We start from the raw sequence: 20,797 nt of genomic DNA, 5'->3' as shown, positions 1-20,797 counted from the left end.
GGCGCTCGACGGCGCGGGCAGTTCGTTCACTGATGTGGTGACCGACCGAACCGGCGCCTTCACCAAGCCGACCGGCCGTCCGCAACTGGCCTGCGGCCCGCACACGCTCACCGGCACCGGCGCATCCGGCCAAGCTGTCATCGAATCGGTGCGGCCTTCGGCGGTCGAGCCGTTCCCGACGCTGCCGGCGAGCACGACCTTCTCGGTGACCGGCTGCGCGGGTGCGCCCGGTCAGCTGAAGCTCACCGCCAACCCGGCAGTCTTCGTCGAGGGCTCATACACACACGTCACCGGCACCGGTTTCGTGCCCGGCCAACCGGTCACGCTGGCCTGGCAGTCGCCGGCCGGCGCGGCGCTCACGGCCTGCTCGCCGACGGCCGACTCGGCCCCGCCGCTGGTCGCGGACGCGAAGGGCAGCCTCGACACGTTCTGCTTCGCTGCTCCGCACGAAATCCTCGGCGCGGCGCAGATCGTGGCCACCCAAACCACCACGCAGGGCGCGGCGCAGTCCACTCAGCACGCAGCCGCCCCCGTCGTCATCGAGGGCGGCTCCATGCAACCGTCTTCCGGCGAGCAGCTCATCTTCCGGCGCTGACTCAGGCCGGCGCCGGAAACCCGCACATCACGCGCACCGAGCGGCTGGATCTAAGAGCCCAGAGGATAAGTCAGCCTTCAGATCCAGCCGTTGCGCAGCGCGTACGCCACGGCCTGCGTGCGGTTGCGCAGTTGCAGGCGCAGCGTCAGATCCTGGATCACCGTCTTGATCGTGCGCTCGGAGTAGGAGAGCCGAACCGCGACTTCGCGGGTCGAGAGGCCTTCCGCAAGAAGCTGCAAGACGGTCCGCTCACGCTCGGTCAGGCCGGAAAAGGAGTACCCGCGCGGGTTGAGCACCTGTCGGTTGAGCCCGGCGAGGTGGTCAAGCAGCTGGCGCAACAGCTCCGGCGGCAGGTCGCCATGTCCGGCCGCGGCCGCGCGCACCGCGCTGACCAACCGCTCCGCCGTCGCGTCCGGCCGCCGCAGCACCCCGCGCACCCCGGCCTCGACGAGCGCTGACAGTGCCCTGCCATCCACCCGGCCGCTGACCAGCACCACCGGAAGGCCGTCCGCGCGGTGCAGCCCGCACAGCCAGTGCGTGGTCTCCTCGTCCACCGCGTCGGTGACCGCGACGACTACGGCGGCCGGCTGTCCCGGCCGTGCTATCTGGATCTCAGGGCGCGAACGCAGCTGCATCCGCACGCCCGCCTCAGAGATCGGGTCGCGCGCGTCGATGCGCACCACGATCGCCTCGATCGCGGCGGGCCGGCCCGAACCGCCCCTGCCCCCAACCTGCTCGGCCGTCGCGGTGGCCTGAACCGGGAACGCCGGAACCGTCACCGCGTCAGCCACCGCGTCATAGGTAGCCGTCATCGTCGCAACCATCAATGATCCCCCTTGATTCGCGTGTCTCTCCGAGCCCACCATCGCCGCAAACACCGTGCGGGTGTTGAACGAAAGAGTGTCGCGCCGGCGCCCCAGATACACGAGTTCTATCTGACTGCACCGACAACACGGAATTGGCGTCCGCGGTGACCCGTGATCAAAATAATCGTTGCCGGTTCGTGACCTGACGCCGGTATCCCCAGCCATCCGCGCGTGTCTTGACTAAGCGGTGCATTGAGTGTGCTGTGCTGCTTGTGCGCGCCTTGATTGTCCAAGGCGCGGCCGAATCGCCGGAGGGGAAAGCGGATGTTGGTGCATTTCAGCGGAGCGAGCGGCGGGCAACTGGAACCTCAGCCCGCGTCCGTGAGCAATCTCGGCGTGCCATTTCTCTCACCCGCGCTCGTTAACCGGCACGGCGGCCGAATTCTCTTGCCATCCGCAGCAGTTCTCGCGCCAGGTGCGCGTCCGCCGGCGGCCACCGCATATCGTGCCAATACCTTGCTGATTCCGGATTCCGTACTGCGCAACCCAAGCGCGGTCGCCGCCCTGGATCGGGCCCTCGCAACCGTCGGGCTCGCGCTGGAGATTCCGCCGCCACTCATCGAATCGGCGCCCTCCCTGCGTCCGTGGCTTCGCGAACTCGCCAACGTGCCGCGAGCGGTAGTCCTGCGCGTGCGCGACGATGCCGGGCCCACAACCGTCGACGCCTGGGTGGCGCTCCAAGCGATCCGCGCCGCCGCGCGCCGCACCGACCTCGGCGAAACCCTCCCGGCGAGCGCCGATACCAGTCGCATCGGCCTGGACCACCTGCTCAGCGCAGCCACCATCACCGGAAATCCGTTCAGCGAGGGCAATCCCTTCAGCGAAGGCAATCCGTTCAGCGAGGGTAACAGCGGCGGCTCAGGCGCTTACTTCAGTTCGACCGCGCGCATCCCGGTCGAACTGCTCGCGCCGGCCCCGCGGCGCACGCCTGTCAAGGCTTTGCCGACAAGCCGCCGTCCGGTGATCGCGGTCCTGGACACCGGAATCCGCCCGCACCCGTGGCTCGGCATGCCCGATGCGGACCCGGACAGCTTCCTGGCCGTGGACGACCCGTTGCAGGCCGCGATCCATCACGAAGAGGTCCGCGTCCGCGACAGCGGCGGCCTGGACTTCCCCGTGCTCGACGGCTACTGGGACGTGCCTGATCCGATCGAACCAACCGTGGGCGCGCTGCCCACGCACATCGGCCATGGCACCTTCATCGCCGGCATCGTGCGACAGTCCGCGCCGGACGCCCGCGTGCGCTCGGTCCGCATCATGCACACCGACGGGATCGTGCATGAAAGCATCCTGCTTCTCGCGATCGCCGTCCTCACCGCCCAGATCCGCACCGCGCTCGCCTCCGGTGACCTCACCGGCATGGTCGACGTGGTCTCCCTCTCCCTCGGCTACTTCGACGAGTACCCGGCCGACGTGGTGTACACCGGCCAATTCGCTGCGCTGCTCGACGGATTGACCGACCTCGGTGTCGCCGTGATCGCCGCCGCGGGCAACCAGTCCACCACGCAGCCCTACTTCCCGGCGGCGTTCGCGACCCAGCCAGGCGGCGACCCGCTGCTGCCGGTCGTCAGCGTCGGCGCGCTGAATCCCAATGGCAGCAAGTCGATGTTCAGCAACGACGGATCATGGGTCACCGCGTGGGCTACCGGAGCGAGCGTGGTCAGCACCTATCCGACCGACCTGAACGGAAGCCTTGAGCCGATGATCACGGCCGGGCCGCCGGAGAGCCATCTGCACCGGCTGCGCGAGACGCTGGACCCGGACGACTTCCGCGGCGGCTTCGCGGTGTGGAGCGGAACCTCGTTCGCAACGCCCCTGCTGGCCTGCGCTCTCGCTGACGCGCTCCTCGAGGAGGCCACCGAGCACCCAGGCGATCCTGCCAGTGACCTGGGCTCGACCGACCGACTTCTAGCGCGCGAACGGATCGCCAGGGCGCTGCGCCGGATCGGAGCGCCCGAGCATGCCTAACTCCACCCTCCCCGATCCCACGCTGCCCGACCCGACCGACCTGACCGCGACCGACCGCAACGCGCGCCTCGCTGCGCTGCTGGAGTCCGCGCGGTCCGGCCGGCGCGAGAGCCTCAACGAGATCGTGGTCGAACTCAGCCCGGTGCTGTGGCAGGTCGCCCGCGCGCAGGGGCTCGACCGCGAAGCAGCCGAAGACGTCATCCAATGCACCTGGCTCAGCCTGCTGCGACACCTCGACCAGATCCATTCGCCGCTCGCGCTGACCGCCTGGCTGGTCACCGCGACCAAACGGGAGGCGTGGCGGGCACGCGGCGCGCACCACGCCGAGCAGCCGCTTGACCAAAACCAGATGACTGACACCGAAGACCCGCAGCCGCTGCCCGAAGAACTCGTCCTGCTCGCCGAACGGCACCGCGACGTGTGGCGGGCGGTACGCCGGCTTCCGCAGCGATGCCAGGAACTGCTGCGTGTCGTCGCGTTCAGCCATCGCCCCGACTACGACGCGGTGGCGACCGCGCTCGGCATGCCGCGCGGCAGCATCGGCCCGACCCGCGGCCGCTGCCTCGCCAAACTCAGGACACTGATCGACCCGGACGGTAGCGGTGTCAACGGCGCGAACGGAGGCCTGGCATGACTGGCGCGGACCGCGGGAGCGGCGCCGGCGGGACCGACCCGATCCGCGCGTCGGCCGCCGAACTGCTCGACGAGCGCGACGAGGAACTGCTGCGCTGGTTGCGCGAATGCCATGAGGAACTGGACCCGATGCCGGACAGCGTGGTGCAGCGCAGCGTGTTCGCGCTCGCCGTCGAGGACATCGACGCCGAAGTCCTGCGCCTGGCCGAGCAGTACCGGCCGGAAGCGGCCGGCGTGCGCGGGGGAGAGGGGGAGGAGGCGCGGGTCGTCACGTTCGACAGCGACAGCCTGACCATCATGATCCGGATCAGTCAGCAGACTGACACGGTGCGCATCGATGGATGGCTGGCACCGCCGCAGGCGTGCCGGGTCGAACTGCGCAGCGGTGAGCGGACCCTGGGCGCCGCCGTGGACGCCGAGGGGCGCTTCGTACTCGAGGCGATCCCGCGCGGACTCGCGCAACTCGTGGTGCGTCTCGGCGAGGCACTGACAGGCAGTGGCGGGCCGTCCATACTGACACCGGCCATCGTGCTCTGATCATGACTGCGCTCTGATCATTTACTGCGCACTGATCATGGCCGCGCTCTGATTGACTGTGCTCAAGCTCTGAAGCGACGCAATGGCGGCTGGGGGAACAGCACTGGTAGCACACGGCGCCGCGCAAGCGGCCGAGGCCGCGCTCGACCGGCATCGCCGCGGCTTGGCCGCCGGCGCCGCCGGGCGGCCAGCGGCGGCCGCGGAACACTTCCGGGCCGGCCTGCGCCTGCTCGAACCCGCGCCGCCGGCCGGCTCCGCAGCGCTCACGGCCCGCCTGCTCACCAGCCTCGCGCACGCCGAAGCCGAACTCGGCCGGGTCGAGCGCGGCCTGGAGTTGTTGGACCGCGCCGAGTCGCTCGCCGATGCGCAGGACCACCGAGCCATCGTCGTCTCCCAACGCGGCCTGCTGCTGTGGCGGGCCGGCCGGTACCAGGCGGCGCTGCCGTGCTTCGATGAGGCGATTCCGCTACTGGCCGACCACCCCGACCGGCTCGTCCTGGCCCGGGTCCTGCTGAACCGCGGCGGCCTGCACCTCGGTACGGCCAGGGTCGCGGCCGCGCGCGCGGACCTGGCGCGCAGCGAGAGCATCGCGCGACTGGCCGGAGACGAGATGCTCGCCGCAAAGGCCATACACAACCTCGGCTACTGCGACCTGTTGCTCGGCAACATCCCGGCGGCGCTGAACGCGTTCAGCCGCGTCGAGGCCACCTGTCGCGAACGCGCCCCCGGCAACGTCCCGGTCGTGCAAATCGATCGCGCGCGGGCACTGTTGACCGCCGGTCTGGCCGACGAGGCCGCGGCAGAGCTGGAATCCGCGATCGCGGCCTTTCGTGACCAACGGCTCAGCCAGGACCGCGCCGAAGCGGAACTCGCCTCGGCGCAGGCTCTGGCCGCCGCCGGCAAACCGGCGCAGGCGGCCGCGCGGGCCCGGCAGGCGCAGCGGCATTTCCTGGCCCGAGGCAACGAGACCTGGGCCGCGCTCGCCGAGCTGACTCGGGCCCGTGCCGATTTCGTCGCGCTCACCGCGGCCCGCACGGCGGCCGTCGTATCCGCGGGGACCGATGAGACTGAACGCCGATCGCAGTCCGCGCTCACCCGCCTCGGCACGCGCACAAGCCGCCTCGCCGACCGCTTGCGCGATCTCGGCCTGCCGTTCGACGCCGCGCTCGCCCGCCTGCTCGCTGCCAGAGCTCTGATTCACGCGCGGAAGTCCGCTGATCGAATCGCCCCGCTGCTCGGCGCGGCGAACGCGCGCGGCTCGGCGATGCCTCTCGAACTACGCCTCCTGGCGCACCTCACCCGCGCCGAGCACGCCGCCGCGCAAGGAAACCGCGCCGCCGCGTTGGCCGAGCTTCGCAATGGCCTGACCCGCCTCGACGAGCATCGCCGCTCGCTCGGCAGCCTGGACCTGCAAACCGGCACCGCCGCTCTCGGCAGGGAACTGACCCGCGCCGGCCTGCGCCTCGCCCTCGACCGCGGCTCGGTCCGTTCGATCTTCACCTGGTCCGAGCGTTCCCGAGCCCAGGCCTTCCGGATCCGGCCGGTCCGGCCTCCGGACGATCCGGTCACGGCCGTCGCGATTGCCGAGTACCGCCACCTCGACGAGTTACTGCGCACATCCGCGCTGCGCGGCAAATCCGACTCCGAAGCACGTCAGCGGCACTCCGCACTGCAACGCCAACTGCGCGAACGGTCCTGGGCCGCTTCCGCTTCCGCCGCCGCGAGCACGCGCACCAGCGCCTCCGCCATGCCTACCTCCGTCACCGCGCCCCGATCAGGAGTCGGCCCCGGCGCAGTCAGCCTCGCTCAGGTCGCCGCGGAGTTGACCGAAGGCAACCAAGTCCTGATCAGCCTACTGCGACACGGCGACCGTCTCCTCGCGCTCGCCGTCTCCGATGGACACGCGACACTCGTCCCGCTCGGGGACTACCGGCGCGCCGTCGAAGCCGCCCACCGGCTGCTCGGCGACCTTGAGGCACGCGCCGCGCGCAGCCTGCCGGTGCGACTGCAAGCGGTCGTCGACCAGTCGATCCGCCGTCAACTCACCGCGCTCACCGACGAGATCGTCTCGCCGCTTCGCCCACTGCTGCGCGATAGGCCGGTCGTCATCGTTCCAACCGGTCCGCTCGCGACCGTCCCGTGGAGTCTGCTTCCTGATCTGCGCGGCCGGCCGGTGACCGTCTGCCCGTCCGCGCAGCTCTGGCTCGCCGCCCGCCGAGCCGGACGCGCAGAACCCGGCGGCGACCGGCCCGATCCCAGCCCAGTCCTGGCCGCCGGTTCCCGGCTCGCCCACGCGGAAGCGGAGGTCGCCGCGATCGCAGGTCTTTACCCGAGGCCGAAGGTGCTCACCGGCAAGGAGGCGACCGTCGAGGCCACGCTGCGCGCCATCGACGGAGCGCACACCGTCCACCTCGCGGCACACGGCCATCACGAACGCGGCAACGTCATGTTCGCCCGCATCGACCTGGCCGACGGGCCGCTGATGGCCTACGACCTGCAACGGCTGTCACGGCCTCCGCGCCGCGTGATCCTCTCCGCCTGCGAACTCGGTCGCGCCGACATACGCAGCGGAGACGAACACCTCGGCTTCACCGCCGCGCTGCTCTACGCGGGTACCGGCACGGTCATTTCCAGTGGCGTGGCCATCCCCGATGCCGACGCCCCGCCGTTCATGGCAGCGCTGCACAAGGCGCTGATTTCCGGAGCGAGCCCGGCCGGCGCCCTAGCCGCCGCGACGGCGCCTGACCGCAACGAGCCCTTCGTGTGCTTCGGCGCCGGCTGATGTCGGCGCCGACCCTGACACCTTCTGGCGCCAGGTAGCATTTTCGCTTGTCCGCGCCGCCGTTGCGCGCCGCGCGACTTACTGCGGCAGCGCGACCACTGCGTCCACCTCGACCAGCACGTCCGGCCGGAACAGCGCCGCGGCCTGGATCAGCGTGCTGGCCGGATTAGTCCGCTCGCCGAGCGCTGGCCGCAGGAACTCCTCCAGCACATCGCGAATCGTCTGAATCTGCGTCACATCCACGACGTACCAGGTCAGCTTCGCCACGTCAGTCCAGTCCGCGCCCAACTCGCCAAGCACGGTCTCCAGGTTCCGCAACGCCTGCGTCACCTGCATGGCCAGGTCACCCTCGCCTACCAGCTGACCTTCCGCGTCCAGCGCGACCTGACCCGCGACAAAGGCCAGTTTTCCGGTGGCGACGACCGCGTGGGAGTAACGCGCCGGGTGCGGCACGTCGGCAAGGCGTTGAATGACCGGCAAGATGACCCCCGCGAATGGTGACGGACATACTCTGGCGATCTTACCGACCGCCGCGGCGTAGGGTGGAGCGCATGGAACAGAGAGTCTTGGGACGCACCGGACGCAGCGTCGGCTCGGTCGGTCTGGGCGCCTGGCAGCTGGGCGCCGACTGGGGCGAGGTGAGCGAGGACGACGCGCTGGAAACGCTGAACGGGGCGCTGGCCGCCGGGGTGACCTTCATCGATACCGCCGACGTCTACGGCGACGGCCGCAGCGAGCAGATCATCGGACGGCTGCTGCGCGAACGCCCCGACGCCGGGCTGACCATCGCCACCAAGATGGGCCGGCGGGTCGCCCTCGACCCCGCCCTCTACACCCTCGACAACTTCCGCGCCTGGACCGATCGCTCGCGCGAGAATCTCGGCGTGGAGACCCTCGACCTGGTCCAGCTGCACTGCCCGCCGCAGGAGGTCTACAGCTCGGCGGCGGTCTACGAGGCGCTGGACACCATCGTCGCGGAGAAGCGCATCGCCGCGTACGGCGTCAGCGTCGAGACCTGCGAGCAGGCCCTGACCGCGATCGCGCACCCGGGCGTCGCCACCGTACAGATCATCCTTAACGCCTTCCGGCTCAAGCCGCTGGATGAGGTGCTTCCAGCCGCGCAGAAGGCCGGGGTCGGCATCATCGCGCGCGTTCCGCTGGCCAGCGGTCTGCTGTCCGGAAAGTACGACGAGACGACCACCTTTGCCGAGAACGACCACCGCAACTACAACCGGCACGGCGAGGCCTTCGACGTCGGCGAGACCTTCTCCGGTGTCGATTATCAGACCGGACTCGAGGCCGTGCGCCGACTGCGTCCGCTGGTGCCGGAGGGCGTGAGCACTGCCCAATTCGCGCTGCGCTGGATCCTGGATCAGGTAGGCGTCAGCGTCGTGATCCCCGGCGCGCGCAACGCCGCTCAGGCCAGGACGAATGCGAAGGCTGCTGATCTCGCGCCGCTGCCCGAGGACACCCAGGCCGCCGTGCGCCGCGTCTATGACGAACTGATCCGCGGTCAGGTACACGAGCGCTGGTAGCCGGCGCAGCAGGCAGTGGACAAGCAACAGGCAGAAGGGGCGCCCGCTCAGCGGACGCCCCTTCGCCGTTGCTGCTCAGCCCATGCTGCTGTGCGGCCTAGCTAGTGCGCGGTACAGCTCAGGCCGGTCAGCGGTTGATTGGATCCGTTGATCACCATGCCCCAGGAGGTATTGCCTCCTGGCGACAGTGAGCCGTTGTAGCTCACCGAGGTCGCGCTGACGTTCTGCCCGCTTTGGGTGACCGTCGCATTCCACGAACTCGCGATGGTCTGGCTGCCGGTGAGGCCGAACTTCACCGCCCAGTTCGAGATCGCGCTCGTGCCCGAATCGGTCACCGTGAAGGCCAACTGGTATCCGGAGCCCCACGAGCTGGTCACCGACGAGGTCACGCTGCACTTCGCGCCCGAGCCTGAGCTCTGCGACGGCGACGCGCTCGGCGAGGACGACGGTGAAGAGCTTGGCGACGAGGACGGTGACGGGCTCGGGCTTGAGCTCGCGCTGGAACTGGTGCTCGGCGACGCGCTCGGGCCGGTGCCTGCCGACGTCGTGTACGTCACCTGCGTATACGGCGCACTGCATTGCGAGCCGCAGGAAGACGGCAGCGAGAAGGTGTAGATCCGGCCGCCGAACAGCGGCTGATCCGACGAGTCCGTCAGCTTGATCTGGAACTGCGAGCCGCCGGCCGCGGTCGCGCCGATGATGTACGCCTGGCCCATGTCGCTGTCCATCGTCGCGGACGTCCACGTGCCGTTCTGCAGGTACTGGATCCCGTGGACGCCGTTGGGCAGGTGGGAGACCGAGATCGCCGGCCACCACACTTGCGCGCCCTGCAGGAAGCCGATGTTGATGTCGCCGGTGTAATTCGGCGCCTGCTCGAACTGCCAGGTGACCTGCCGGTTGTTCCACTTGTTCAGCAGCGCGGAACCCACCGGCGAGCCGCCCAGCACGAAGTTGCCGAGCGAGTTGGTGTTGAGGTCGATGTGGTACGGGTCGTCGCGGCACCAGGCGTTGCTGTCGGCGCAGCTGTCGGCGACGATCATGTCGAGCGTGGCGCCGTTCAGGTTGTCCGAGACCCACGAGCCGTTGCGGCAGAACGGCTCGTTCTGCGCGCCGTCGTTGGTGCCGGTGCAGTAGTCGCCGATGCTGACCTTCACCCAGCGGTCACAGTTGAGACCGTTGTCCCACATCCCCATGATGCTCGACTGCGACGCGGGCACCGGCCGGGTGTGCGCGCTGTAGTCGCCCGGAGTGTTGAACACGTTGAGGGCGATGAAGTTCTGCGTCTCCAGGTTCGACTGCGGCATTCCGCAGCCGCCGTAAGGCTGCCCGAGCCCGTCGAAATGCGTCGCGTTGCCGGTGACCGGCGAAGGCGTGCCCGAGACTGTCAGCGCGGAGGCAGGGCTCTGCGTCGCCAGCACCACCGCGGCCGCGGTGAGGAACGCGGTCAAGGCCGCGAGCGCGGCCCGGATGGTCAGCTGGCGTCTGGTTCTGGTGCGGATCGGCTTGGCGCGCAACGGTCGCTCCCTCGCTAAGGGCCTGGAACGGCACTGAAGATGGTGACCGCGCGCCGTAAGCGATGTCAACGTGCTGTGAAACTTACACCGGCTCAGCCCTCTGCGCGTGGACCTGCGGCCCCATAGGCTCCGTGCGCCGCCGCGCGACTCGCGTGCAGCCGGTCCAGCCAGCCGAACGCGTCCTCCAGCGAGGTGAAAGCGGGCATGACCCGAAGCAGCCCGGTGATTCTCAGCGTTTTGAGCATCCGCTCCGGAGCGCCGACCAGGCACAGCGCGCCGCCGCCGGCCACCGCCCGCTTCGTCGCGCCGACCAGTACGCCGAGCCCGGAGCTGTCGAGGAACCGCAGGCCGCTCATCTCGATCGTCAGGAAGTACTTCCCGTCGCCGGCGAGCCCGAGCAGCAGGTCACGCAGTAAGGGTGCGGTGAACAGGTCGAGTTCCCCGCTCAATTCGACGACGGTTCTGCCTTTGTCGTCCCAGGTTTCCGCATCGAGCCGCACGTTCGATGGGCACGTGCGCCGATCATCTTCGGTTCAGTTGCCGAACTTGTCCTCAAGGCCGCGCTGCAGCTTGTTCATCCCGCCGAGCCAGCGGTCCGGGTCGGCGGCCCGGGCCGCGTAATACTCTGCGACGTCGGGATGCGGCAGAATCAGGAACCTGTCCTCACTCAAACCCCTGATGACGCTCTGCGCGACCTGCTCCGGCTCGATCGCGTTCCCCGCCAGCAGCGCCTGACCACTGGGCAGCGCGTCCTCCAGCATGCGGGTCCGCACACCCTGCGGGCAGACCGCGTGGACGCGCACGCCGCGATGCCGGTAAGTCGCGGAAAGCCACTCCGCGAAGGCGAGTGCCGCGTGCTTGGACACTGCATACGGCGCCGAGCCGAGCATCGTGAGCAACCCGGCCGCCGAGACCGTGGAAACGAAGCATCCCGAGCCGCGCTCCAGCCAGCCGGGGACCAGTTCACGTGCGGCGCGCACGTGCGCCATCACGTTGACCTCCCAGGCCGCCGACCACACATCCTCAGGAGCCTGCTCAGTGCCGGCCGGTCCGATGCCGGCGTTGGCACAGTAGACGTCGATCTCGCCGAGCAGTTCCCGCGCCGAACTGACGAGCAGTGAGACGCCGGTTTCCGTCGCCGCGTCGCCGAGCACGGCGAAGGCCCCGAGTTCTTCCGCCAGCACCCGAGCGCCGTCGGCGTCGACGTCATTGACCACGACCCGTGCGCCCTCAGCCGCGAACGCACGGGCCAAAGCCGCGCCGATCCCGCGCGCCGCGCCGGTGACGATCACGCCGGCGTCAGCCAACCGCACCGGCGGAAGCTGCGCATGCGAACTCTGACTCGCGCTCTGCGCGCCGTTCGTCTCACTCATCGTCTCTCCTCCGTGCGTGTCAGGCCTCGTGGCCCCGGCGAGACTTTCCAAACAGGCCCTAAGAGGGCGTCTGATCCCATTTTGGGGGCGAATCGGCCGATCGACGACCCTGGCTGCGTTGCCGAAACATCCACAGACGACCCGGTATGAAGATGCTCCGGCGCCTTGCCAGGCCCGCCGCTTGGCCGATTCGCTGTGCCGTACCCGACAATTGCGGCAATCCACCGCTGATATTGCGTGACGTTAGACCCCAAAATGGGATCAGACGCCCTCTAGAACCCGGCGCCGAGCGTAATGCCGCCGTCGATCACCATCGTCTGCCCGGTGATCCAGGCCGCGTCATCCGAGAGCAGGAAGGCGACCGCGCCCGCGATGTCTTCCGGCACGCCCAACCGCTTGAGCGGATACGAGGCGGAGGCCTCCTCCTCGCGGCCCTCGTACAGCGCCGCCGCGAACTTCGTCTTCACCACGGCCGGCGCGACCGCGTTCACCCGGATGCGCGGCCCCAACTCCATCGCCAGCTCCGTGGTCAGCCGGATCAACGCGGCCTTACTCACTCCGTACATGCCGATGCCGGGGGAGGGGTGCAGCCCGGCGATCGACGCAACGTTCACGATCGCGCCGCCGTGTTCGCCCATCCAGGCGTCACGCGCCCGCCGCACCCAGGCCAGCGGCGCCAGCACATTGACCGCGAGGATCTTCGCCGCCGCCGCGGGCTCGATATCCAGGATCGAACCGAACGCCGGGTTGATCCCGGTGTTGTTGACCAGCAGGTCCAACCGCCCGAAGACCTCCATCGCGCGGCCGACCACCTCCTGCTGGTGCTCCGGATCGTCGGCTTTCCCCGCGACGGCCAGCGCGTACTCGGGGCCGCCGAGTTCCTTCACCGCGTCGGCGAGCGCATCGGCGCCCCGCGCGGTGATGCAGACCCGCGCGCCGCGCGCCACGAGTTCCCGGGCGATGCCGAGGCCGATGCCGCGGCTGGCCCCGGTCACCACGGCCACCCGGCCGGCCAACGAGTGCGCACGGTCGAATGCCGACCCAGTCTCCAACGAAGCCACAGCCAGGTCGTCCCTTCCGGTAGGTAAGCGCTCGCTTAGCCTTTCGTGCGACCCCTGCGGTGTCAAGGCCGGTTACTCCTCGCGGCGCCCCGGTATCGGCATCCGCGTCACCGCGCCCCGCGTTGACACCCGCAGCCCGCCCCGGCGATGCTAAGCAAGCGCTTAGTGCGCACTGTGATCCATATACGCACCGACTCTGCATGTTCGCTGACTCTTGTCGCGTCTATCCACGAAGGTAGGGAGCATGATCTCCGCCCCGCCGCCCGACGGCCCCGGCCGCCGTGGCCTGCTGATCGACTTCGGCGGCGTGCTCACCACCAGCGTCTTCGCCTCCTTCGCCGCTTTCGAGCAAACCGAAGGATTGGACCAGCTCGCGGTGGCGCGGCTGCTGCGCGACGACCCGCGCGCCGCGAAGCTCCTGGTCGGCCTGGAAACCGGCGGCGCGGCCGATGCGGTGTTCGAGAACGAACTGGCCGTGCTGCTCGGGGTCTCGCCAGCAGGGTTGATCAAGCGACTGCTCGGCGGAACCCGCCCGGAGCGCGCCATGACCGACGCGGTCCGCCAACTGCGCCGAGCCGGCGTGCGCACCGCGCTGGTCTCCAACTCCTGGGGCGCCGCGAGTTACCCGGAGGGGTTGCTCAACGACCTGTTCGACGCGGTGGTCATCTCGGGTCAAGTGGGCCTGCGCAAGCCCGACCCTGAGATTTACCGGCTCGCCGCGGAGAAGGTCGCTCTGGATCCGGCCGAATGCGTGTTCGTCGACGATCTGCCGACCAACCTCAGCCCCGCCGCGCGGCTGGGAATGGGCGTTATCCGGCACATCACCCCGGCCGCCACCATCGCGGAACTGGCCGGCATCTTCGGCATCGAACTCACCGTCACCGACCTCGGAACAGCTCAGCCGCGATGACCCGCCATCCGCAGCGCCAGGTCGCCATACAGCGCGCCCAACTCCTCGGGCGCGCGGGTGCCGGTCGCGCGGAACCAGCGCGCCACGTCGATAGTGAGCGAGAGCAGCGCCAGCGTGGTGCCGCGCACGTCCGGCACATCGAACGCGCCGCTCGCCACGCCGTCCGCCAAGGTCTGCCGGACCAGCGCGTCGATCTCGCGGCGCAGCGTCGAGATATCCGAGCGGTGCCGCTCGGTCAGCGCCGCCATCTCGTAATTGATCACGCGCGCGGTCGTGTGGTAGCGCGCGTGCCAAGCCGTGATCGCGCTGATGACGGCGCGCAGCCGCTGCGCCGGTTCGTCGCTGCGAGCCGCCGCCGCGCGCACCACCTGCACGGTTCCGCGATGCCCGATCAGGCTGATCTGGTAGAGAAGTTCCTCTTTCGAGGCGAAGTGCACGTAGACGCCCGCGGAGCTCAGCCCCGCGCGCGCCGCGATGTCGCGGGTCGCCGTCGCGTGATAGCCACGTGCCGCGAACGCCTCCACGGCGCCAATCAGCAGCCTGCGCGCCGCGGGAGCGAGCGGCTCATTGAGCCAGGCCTGCGCCAGATCCCGGGCCTCCGACTCATCGAGGCCGGATTCGATCACCGGCGCCGTGTCCAGCTCCCCAGCGCTGTCATCGGTACGCAACGGCCCGCTCACCTGCTTTCCTTGCTCCCGCCCGGTCTACTCGTGTTGCAATCCCGCACATTCTAAGCAGACGCTTAGTCGCGTCGTACCGAATCGCGCTCTATCGCCTCGTCCCGCACCGAAAGGACACGCCGGATGAAAGCCTGGCAGGTCACCGAACTCGCCGAACCGCGCAAGGCGTTGCGCCAGGCCGAGGTGCCGACGCCCGAGCCGGGGCCCGGGCAGCTGCTCGTTCGGGTCGTGGCGAGCGCGCTCAACTTCCCCGACGTGCTGCTTTGTCTGGGCCTCTACCAGATCCGTCCGCCGCTGCCATTCACACCCGGCCTCGAGCTGTGCGGCGAGATCGCGGCGCTCGGCGCGGCAGTCGAGGGCTGGACGGTCGGCGAGCGGGTGATCGGCAATCCGATCCTGCCCGGCGGCGCGTTCGCCGAATACGTGCTGATGGATGCGAGCGACACCTTCCGCGCGCCCGCCTCGCTCAGTGACGACGCGGCGGCGGCGCTGCACATCGCGTATCAGACGGCTTGGGTGGGCCTGCATCGCAGAGCGCACATTCAACCGGGCGAGACGCTGCTCGTGCACGCGGGCGCCGGGGGAGTGGGCAGCGCAGCGGTGCAGGTCGGCAAAGCTGCCGGCGCGCGCGTCATCGCCGTGGTCGGCGGGCCGGAGAAGGCCGACGCTGCGACGAAGCTCGGTGCGGACGTCGTCATCGACCGGCGGGCGCAGAACTTCGTCGCCGTGGTCAAGGAGGTCACCGAGGGCCGCGGCGCAGACGTGGTGTTCGACCCGGTCGGCGGAGAGGCGTATACGGGCTCGGCGAAGTGCGTCGCCTTCGAGGGCCGGATCCTGGTGGTGGGCTTCGCGAGCGGCACCGTCCCGTCCCCGGCGCTCAATCACGCGCTGGTGAAGAACTACTCGATCGTCGGCCTGCACTGGGGCCTCTACCGCGAGAAGGATCCGGCTCAGGTCGCCGCCGCGCACGCGGAACTGACCGGGTTGGCCGCCTCCGGGGCGATCGCGCCGCTGGTCAGCTGCCGACTCAGCTTCGAGGAGGTGCCGGACGGACTGGCCAGCCTCGCCGCCGGCGACACCATCGGACGCCTCGTGCTGACCCTGTAGCGACCGAGCCCGAGCGGTATCTTGACGCGCCGGTATCTTGAGGTCAAGATAGTTGACGTCAATAGATCGCCGAGTCTCGGGGAGTTCGCGTGTCCGAGTCTGTGCCCGCATACGACTTCAGCCGCGTCCATCACGTCCAGCTGTCCATCCCGCCAGGCGGCGAGGCCGCCTCGCGCGCGTTCTGGCGAGACACGCTCGGCATGCGTGAGCTGACGAAGCCGCCGGTTCTGGCGGCGCGTGGCGGCTGCTGGTTCACCGGCGGCGGCGTGGACGTGCATGTCGGCGTTGAAGCGCAGTTCGTTCCGGCGCGCAAGGCGCATCCGGCGCTGCTGATCGCGGGACTGAAGAACCTGGCCGTGCGCCTTGAGGAGTGCGGTGTGGCTGTGGAGTGGGACGGCGACTTCCCCGGCCACGACCGCTTCTATGCGCACGACCCGTTCGGCAACCGCATCGAGTTCCTGGAAGCTGTATCAGACGCCTGACTCGGCACTATCGTACGAGCTGCGCGATGGCCGTGACCGAGCCGGGCGCGATCTCGGTGAAGCCGGCGTCGCGCACGGTCGGCAGGTCGTCATTTACCAGCCGTGACCATTGCTCACGTGAGGCGGTGCGCACCGCGAGCGGAAAGCCCTCGCGCTGCCACTGCGCAGCGCGCTCGTCCGACAGCGACCACCAGCCCAACTGGGCCGCGTGCCCGGCTTGCGCCATGGCCTTGCCCGCGGTCATCTGCACGCCCGGATTGAACCAGAGCACCGGTTCGCCGGGCGCGGGTGCGGCCGGGGGCTGCGGGTCGTCCAGGTCCGTGCCCGACACCTGAAGCCTGGCGAGGTCCTTCGGCCAGGCGTCCAGCGGCACCGGCGGGAAAACCCGCACCTCGGCCGATTTTCCGCGGACCGTGATGCCGGGCAGCGCCTCGGCCCGCCGCCATTCGGCGCCGCGCGCCCGCCGCACCACCTTGCGGATGCGCCCGTCCTGCCAGTCGCAGACCGCCTGCGCCCACTCGCCCTCGCCGCCCGATCGGTCATCGGTCAGCAACATGAGCACCGCACGCGCGGCCGTCTCCAGCGCGTCGGTGCGCGCGGGCGGCGCGTCCCGCTCGATGCGCACCACCAGAGGCAGCACGAATTGCGGGGCGGCGTCACGGTCCTCGACGCGGCGCGCGAACGGATCGGTTGTGGTGCTCATGGCCCAAGAATGCCGGATCACCGAGACCGCGCGGTAATCGGATGAGGGTTATCGGAGGCAGCGTAATCGGAGAGCGCGTGACTGTGGCACTACGTTGGGGTCATGGACCTTGCAGCCGCACGACGCGTCGTGATCGCCCCGGACAAATTCAAGGGCTCCGCGACCGCAGCCGAAGTCGCGGCGCACCTCGCAGCCGGCATCCGCCACGTTGCGCCCGCCGCCGAACTCAGGCTCCTGCCAGTCGCCGACGGAGGAGAAGGCACCGTCGATGCCGCGACGGCCAGCGGGTTCGCGCGGCATGAGATCGCCGTGACCGGGCCGGTGGGCAATCGAGTGCGGGCCGCGTTCGCGATGCGGGGCGAAACAGCGGTCGTCGAGATGGCCGAAGCGTCCGGACTGCGTCAACTGCCTGACGGGCGGCTCGCACCGCTCGACGCGGGAACGTACGGCACCGGCGAACTCATTCGCGCAGCACTCGCCGCGGGCGCGAAAACGATTGTGCTGGGCGTCGGCGGTAGCGCCTCCACGGACGGCGGCGCGGGCATGCTTTCCGCACTCGGTGCCCGCTTCCTCGACGCGGACGGCCGCGAACTGCCCGGCGGCGGCGCAGCACTGGCCCGGCTCTCGACGGTGGAACTCGACGGCTTGGACCCGCGCCTCGAAACCGCCCGTGTCGTCCTGGCTTCCGATGTCGACAACCCGTTGCTGGGGGAGCATGGGGCGGCCGCGGTCTACGGTCCGCAGAAGGGCGCCGGTCCGCGCGATGTGGCAGAGCTCGAAGCCGGACTCGCCAAGCTCGTCAATGTCCTGTCACACACGATCGGCGAGGCGGCTGGGCGGGCGGAACGGTCATCCGGTGCGGGCGCGGCCGGCGGCATCGGGTTCGGCGCGCTGGCGATGCTCGGCGCCACTCGCGAATCAGGCATCGAAGTACTCCTCGACGTGCTGGGGTTCGACGCGGTGCTCGACGGCGCGAGCCTCGTGATCACCGGCGAAGGTTGTCTCGATCGGCAGACGTTGCACGGAAAGGCCCCGGCCGGCGTCGCGCACGCGGCGCAGCGGCGAGGCGTGCCCGTCGCAGCGGTCTGCGGAAGGCTCGACCTCACCGCGCGCGAGGTGGAGGAAGCCGGATTCGCGGCCGCCTACCCGCTGACCGCGCTGGAACCGGATCCGGCGCGCTCTATGGCGAACGCCGCCGAACTGCTCGAACGTGTCGGCGCCCAGCTCGCGGCCGACCTGCTGTAACGCTCTTCACCCGTTCGGACTGACGTTCGGGAAATCCATCCCGGTTCGGAGCAGACTTGAGCCGCGGTCACAGCGTGGCGATGGCGCCATGCGCCGCGGCGACCTTGGAGGCCGACGATGGTCGAGTTCACCGGGTACGACGAGGGCACACCCTGCTGGGTTGATCTGATGACTCCCGATCTAGAGCAGGCCAAACGCTTCTATGGGGAACTGCTCGGCTGGCAGTTCAACGACAGCGGCGAGGAGTTCGGGCACTACAACCTCGCCATGAAGGACGGGAAGGTGGTCGCCGGGATCGGCCCGCAGCAGCCGGGCCAGCCCGGACCCGCAGTGTGGACGACGTACCTGTGGGCGGACGACGCGGATGCGGTGGCCGCGCGCGTCGTGAAGGCCGGCGGCAAGGTGTTCATGGGGCCGATGGACGTACCAAACGCCGGGCGCATGGCGCTGGCCCTGGACACCACCGGCGCCGCCTTCGGCATCTGGCAGGGCCGCGAACACCGCGGCTCACAGCTGGCCAACGAGCCCGGCGCGTTCACCTGGAACGAGGATCTCAACGACGACCCGGCCAAGGCCCGCTCCTTCTACGAGCAGGTTTTCGGCTACACCTATGAGTCGATGCCGGAATGGCCCGGCGAGTACCACATGTTCAAGGTCAACGGCGAGGTGCGCGGCGGCATCGGCGCGAAGCCCGCCGAGGTTCCCGCGGATGTCCCGAACTTCTGGAACACCTATTTCTCCGTCGCGGACGCCGACGAGGCAGTCGCCACCGTCACCCGCAACGGCGGTTCAGTGGCCCAGGGCCCGTTCGACACCTCGGTCGGCCGGATGGCGGTCGTCATGGACGGGAGCGGCACCCAGTTCTCGCTCATCGCGGTGCCGAAGTCCTGAGGCAAGTCGGCTTGAGAAACTGACAGCGGGGAGCGACGGCGGGATCGACGGCCGCCCGGCGCCGGTACTGTTTGCCGATATGGCGAGCAGACCGGCGGCGGGCGGCGGAGTGTGGGTCGAGGTGGGCCCGAACCGCTTCGTGCGCTGGTGCGATGGGTTCGCGCAACGGCACGGCGGCGCGCTCGCCGAACCGCCGCGCGTTATCGCAGACGACGATGCGTGCAGTGGCCAGGCGATTGAGCTCACGGCGGCGGACGGCTCGACCGCGACGTGCTGCGTACCCTTCCCGCCATTAGTCAGCGCCGTGTTGGACACAACTGCGGCTGACACCGCTGCCCCGGACTCCCTGATCGCCGACCTCGCCGCGCACGCACTCACCTCGCGCACGATCGGCGTGCTGCTCGTGCGACGCGGCGGCTACGCGGTCGGCGTCTTCGAGGGTCTTCGACTTACCGACTCCAAGGTCGGGGCACGTCACGTGCAAGGCCGCACAAAAGCGGGAGGCTGGTCACAGCAACGCTTCGCGCGACGGCGGGAAGGGCAAGCCCGCGAGGCGTACGCCGCCGCCGCTGACACCGCCGCGCGCATCCTTCTCCCGCATACCGCACGGCTCGATGCCCTCGTCATCGGCGGGGACGCCGGCGCGCTCAGCGCGTTACGCAGCGACCCGCGCCTCAAGTCCGTGTGGGACAAGGAAATCGGACCGCAACTGAACGTCGGCGACCCGAAAATGGCTGACCTGCAGAAGGCGCCCGATCACTTCCGCGCCATCCGGATCAGGCTCGTCGAGCGATCCTGAACGCGGCGATCTTGTCGGCTCATCGGTGATCTTGTCGGTACCCGATGGCAGCATTTGTCAAAGCATCACCACAGCACGGCACAACAGGAACGGACGCGGGCAAATGGGCGAGGGCGAGCGGGCGGCAATCATCGGTGCGGACGGGCTCGCGCGTTGCCCATGGGTCGGTGAAACTCCGGACTACATTGCGTATCACGACGAGGAATGGGGCCGGCCCCTGCACGGGGACGACGCGCTGTTCGAGCGGCTGTGCCTGGAGGGCTTCCAGTCCGGGTTGTCCTGGCTCACCATCCTGCGCAAACGGCCCGCGTTCCGTGCCGCCTTCGCGGACTTTTCCATCGAGAAGGTCGCGGCCTTCGACGAGCAGGACGTGCAGCGCCTGCTCGCCGACACCGGAATCGTGCGCAACCGGCTGAAGATCAACGCGGCGATCGCGAACGCCCGCACCGCCGCCACGCTCGCCGGGGGGCTGTCCGAGCTGATCTGGTCCTTCGCCCCTGCGGTACCCGGCCCCGCTCCGCGCGGCGATGGCGACATCCCGGCGATCACGCCGGATTCCACCGCCATGGCGAAGGCGCTGAAGAAGGCCGGGTTCGTCTTCGTCGGCCCGACCACCTGCTACGCGCTCATGCAGGCGTGCGGGCTGGTCGACGACCATCTTGCCGACTGCCACGCGCGCCGGGCCGCAGTGGTCTGATGATCAGATCCACTGCGGCGCGCGCCGTCCGTCCGAATCAGCTCTCGACGATCGCGAAGATGAAGCCGTCGTAGCCCTTGACGCCGGTGGTCTGGATGGCGGTGGCGGTCAGCCTGGGCTCGGCCGCGATCACGTCGACGAGCCGCCGGACGCCCTGCACGGCTTCGTTCGAGCTGTCCGGGTCGATGACCTTGCCGTCCCGCACCACGTTGTCGACCACGATGACCGTGCCAGGCCGCGAGAGCCGCAGCGCCCACTGCAGGTAGTCGGCGTTCGAGGGCTTGTCGGCGTCGATGAACACGAAGTCGAACGGCTCCGGCTGCTCCTGCGCCAGGGCCGCCAGGCTGTCCACCGCGCGCCCGACCCGCACCTGGGCCTTCTCGTCGAGACCGGCCGACTTCAGGTTCGCCCTGGCCACC

21 protein-coding genes and 1 pseudogene are annotated in these 20,797 nt (G+C 69.6%); 13 read left to right on the top strand and 9 right to left on the bottom strand.

All coding sequences use genetic code 11. The features are described 5' to 3' along the window. A partial coding sequence (locus VN779_RS24655) for a hypothetical protein (RefSeq protein ID WP_325727424.1) occupies positions 1 to 595 on the top strand: 595 nt, incomplete at its 5' end. Positions 596 to 672: 77 nt separating this feature from the next. Here VN779_RS24655 and VN779_RS24650 read toward each other — a convergent pair. Next, positions 673 to 1,407, bottom strand: coding sequence for a response regulator transcription factor (locus VN779_RS24650; protein ID WP_325727421.1), 735 nt, complete (start codon positions 1,405 to 1,407; stop codon positions 673 to 675). A 510-nt stretch (positions 1,408 to 1,917) separates the two neighbouring features. On the opposite strand from VN779_RS24650, the gene VN779_RS24645 reads away from it, so the two are divergent. From VN779_RS24645 to VN779_RS24630, 4 genes are all read left to right on the top strand, one after another. Continuing rightward, complete coding sequence (locus VN779_RS24645; RefSeq protein ID WP_325727419.1) at positions 1,918 to 3,429, top strand: S8 family peptidase; 1,512 nt, start codon at positions 1,918 to 1,920, stop codon at positions 3,427 to 3,429. Beyond that, the gene (locus tag VN779_RS24640; protein ID WP_325727417.1) at positions 3,422 to 4,063 is read left to right on the top strand and encodes a sigma-70 family RNA polymerase sigma factor; all 642 of its coding nucleotides are present in this window, start codon (positions 3,422 to 3,424) and stop codon (positions 4,061 to 4,063) included. Before VN779_RS24645 ends, VN779_RS24640 begins: the two co-directional genes overlap by 8 nt. Further along, a complete protein-coding gene (locus VN779_RS24635) occupies positions 4,060 to 4,599 on the top strand; it encodes a hypothetical protein (protein WP_325727415.1) in 540 nt (179 codons plus the stop codon). Before VN779_RS24640 ends, VN779_RS24635 begins: the two co-directional genes overlap by 4 nt. An 82-nt stretch (positions 4,600 to 4,681) precedes the next feature. Beyond that, on the top strand, positions 4,682 to 7,381 hold the full coding sequence (locus tag VN779_RS24630; protein ID WP_325727413.1) for a CHAT domain-containing tetratricopeptide repeat protein: 2,700 nt from the start codon (positions 4,682 to 4,684) through the stop codon (positions 7,379 to 7,381). A 78-nt stretch (positions 7,382 to 7,459) separates the two neighbouring features. On the opposite strand, the gene VN779_RS24625 is transcribed toward VN779_RS24630, so the two are convergent. After that, the gene (locus VN779_RS24625; RefSeq protein ID WP_325727411.1) at positions 7,460 to 7,861 is read right to left on the bottom strand and encodes a RidA family protein; all 402 of its coding nucleotides are present in this window, start codon (positions 7,859 to 7,861) and stop codon (positions 7,460 to 7,462) included. A gap of 71 nt (positions 7,862 to 7,932) precedes the next feature. Here VN779_RS24625 and VN779_RS24620 point away from each other — a divergent pair, with 71 nt between their 5' ends. Beyond that, on the top strand, positions 7,933 to 8,916 hold the full coding sequence (locus VN779_RS24620; RefSeq protein ID WP_325727409.1) for an aldo/keto reductase: 984 nt from the start codon (positions 7,933 to 7,935) through the stop codon (positions 8,914 to 8,916). 101 nt (positions 8,917 to 9,017) lie between these two features. Here the strand turns inward: VN779_RS24620 and VN779_RS24615 are convergent, their stop codons facing one another. The 4 genes and pseudogenes from VN779_RS24615 to VN779_RS24600 form a co-directional block, all read right to left on the bottom strand. Further along, on the bottom strand, positions 9,018 to 10,430 hold the full coding sequence (locus VN779_RS24615) for a cellulose binding domain-containing protein (protein WP_325727407.1): 1,413 nt from the start codon (positions 10,428 to 10,430) through the stop codon (positions 9,018 to 9,020). Between the two features lie 161 nt (positions 10,431 to 10,591). After that, positions 10,592 to 10,930: pseudogene (locus VN779_RS24610) on the bottom strand (STAS domain-containing protein); the annotation flags it as partial. 33 nt (positions 10,931 to 10,963) lie between these two features. Continuing rightward, a complete protein-coding gene (locus tag VN779_RS24605) occupies positions 10,964 to 11,803 on the bottom strand; it encodes an SDR family oxidoreductase (protein WP_325727403.1) in 840 nt (279 codons plus the stop codon). 272 nt (positions 11,804 to 12,075) lie between these two features. Next, positions 12,076 to 12,855 carry an SDR family oxidoreductase gene (locus VN779_RS24600; protein WP_349260930.1) on the bottom strand — a complete coding sequence of 260 codons (780 nt, stop codon included), beginning with the start codon at positions 12,853 to 12,855 and terminating at the stop codon, positions 12,076 to 12,078. 253 nt (positions 12,856 to 13,108) lie between these two features. Between VN779_RS24600 and VN779_RS24595 the strand changes: the two genes are divergently transcribed. Next, a complete protein-coding gene (locus VN779_RS24595; protein ID WP_325727399.1) occupies positions 13,109 to 13,774 on the top strand; it encodes an HAD family phosphatase in 666 nt (221 codons plus the stop codon). Here the strand turns inward: VN779_RS24595 and VN779_RS24590 are convergent. Next, on the bottom strand, positions 13,762 to 14,361 hold the full coding sequence (locus VN779_RS24590) for a TetR/AcrR family transcriptional regulator (RefSeq protein ID WP_414639749.1): 600 nt from the start codon (positions 14,359 to 14,361) through the stop codon (positions 13,762 to 13,764). The genes VN779_RS24595 and VN779_RS24590 overlap by 13 nt on opposite strands. 216 nt (positions 14,362 to 14,577) lie before the next feature. Here VN779_RS24590 and VN779_RS24585 point away from each other — a divergent pair, with 216 nt between their 5' ends. Further along, on the top strand, positions 14,578 to 15,561 hold the full coding sequence (locus VN779_RS24585) for an NADPH:quinone oxidoreductase family protein (RefSeq protein WP_325727394.1): 984 nt from the start codon (positions 14,578 to 14,580) through the stop codon (positions 15,559 to 15,561). Positions 15,562 to 15,650: 89 nt separating this feature from the next. Beyond that, positions 15,651 to 16,043: a glyoxalase gene (locus VN779_RS24580; protein ID WP_325727392.1), complete on the top strand. Its 393-nt coding sequence runs from the start codon at positions 15,651 to 15,653 to the stop codon at positions 16,041 to 16,043. A 7-nt stretch (positions 16,044 to 16,050) separates the two neighbouring features. On the opposite strand, the gene VN779_RS24575 is transcribed toward VN779_RS24580, so the two are convergent. Beyond that, positions 16,051 to 16,746, bottom strand: coding sequence for a peptidyl-tRNA hydrolase (locus VN779_RS24575; RefSeq protein ID WP_325727390.1), 696 nt, complete (start codon positions 16,744 to 16,746; stop codon positions 16,051 to 16,053). A gap of 102 nt (positions 16,747 to 16,848) precedes the next feature. Between VN779_RS24575 and VN779_RS24570 the strand changes: the two genes are divergently transcribed. The 4 genes from VN779_RS24570 (at position 16,849) to VN779_RS24555 (ending at position 20,378) form a co-directional block, all read left to right on the top strand. Then, positions 16,849 to 17,991 carry a glycerate kinase gene (locus VN779_RS24570; protein WP_325727388.1) on the top strand — a complete coding sequence of 381 codons (1,143 nt, stop codon included), beginning with the start codon at positions 16,849 to 16,851 and terminating at the stop codon, positions 17,989 to 17,991. Between the two features lie 117 nt (positions 17,992 to 18,108). Continuing rightward, on the top strand, positions 18,109 to 18,882 hold the full coding sequence (locus VN779_RS24565) for a VOC family protein (RefSeq protein ID WP_325727386.1): 774 nt from the start codon (positions 18,109 to 18,111) through the stop codon (positions 18,880 to 18,882). A 79-nt stretch (positions 18,883 to 18,961) separates the two neighbouring features. Next, positions 18,962 to 19,681, top strand: coding sequence for an acVLRF1 family peptidyl-tRNA hydrolase (locus tag VN779_RS24560; RefSeq protein ID WP_325727384.1), 720 nt, complete (start codon positions 18,962 to 18,964; stop codon positions 19,679 to 19,681). 103 nt (positions 19,682 to 19,784) lie between these two features. Then, on the top strand, positions 19,785 to 20,378 hold the full coding sequence (locus VN779_RS24555; protein WP_325727380.1) for a DNA-3-methyladenine glycosylase I: 594 nt from the start codon (positions 19,785 to 19,787) through the stop codon (positions 20,376 to 20,378). 37 nt (positions 20,379 to 20,415) lie between these two features. Here the strand turns inward: VN779_RS24555 and VN779_RS24550 are convergent. Beyond that, on the bottom strand, positions 20,416 to 20,797 hold a 382-nt coding region (locus tag VN779_RS24550), incomplete at its 5' end, for an O-methyltransferase (RefSeq protein ID WP_325727378.1).

Origin of the sequence: Actinocrinis sp. (genome assembly GCF_035605935.1) — a bacterium.
GTDB lineage: Bacteria > Actinomycetota > Actinomycetes > Streptomycetales > Catenulisporaceae > Actinocrinis.
This window is presented reverse-complemented; position numbering and strand designations above follow the sequence as displayed.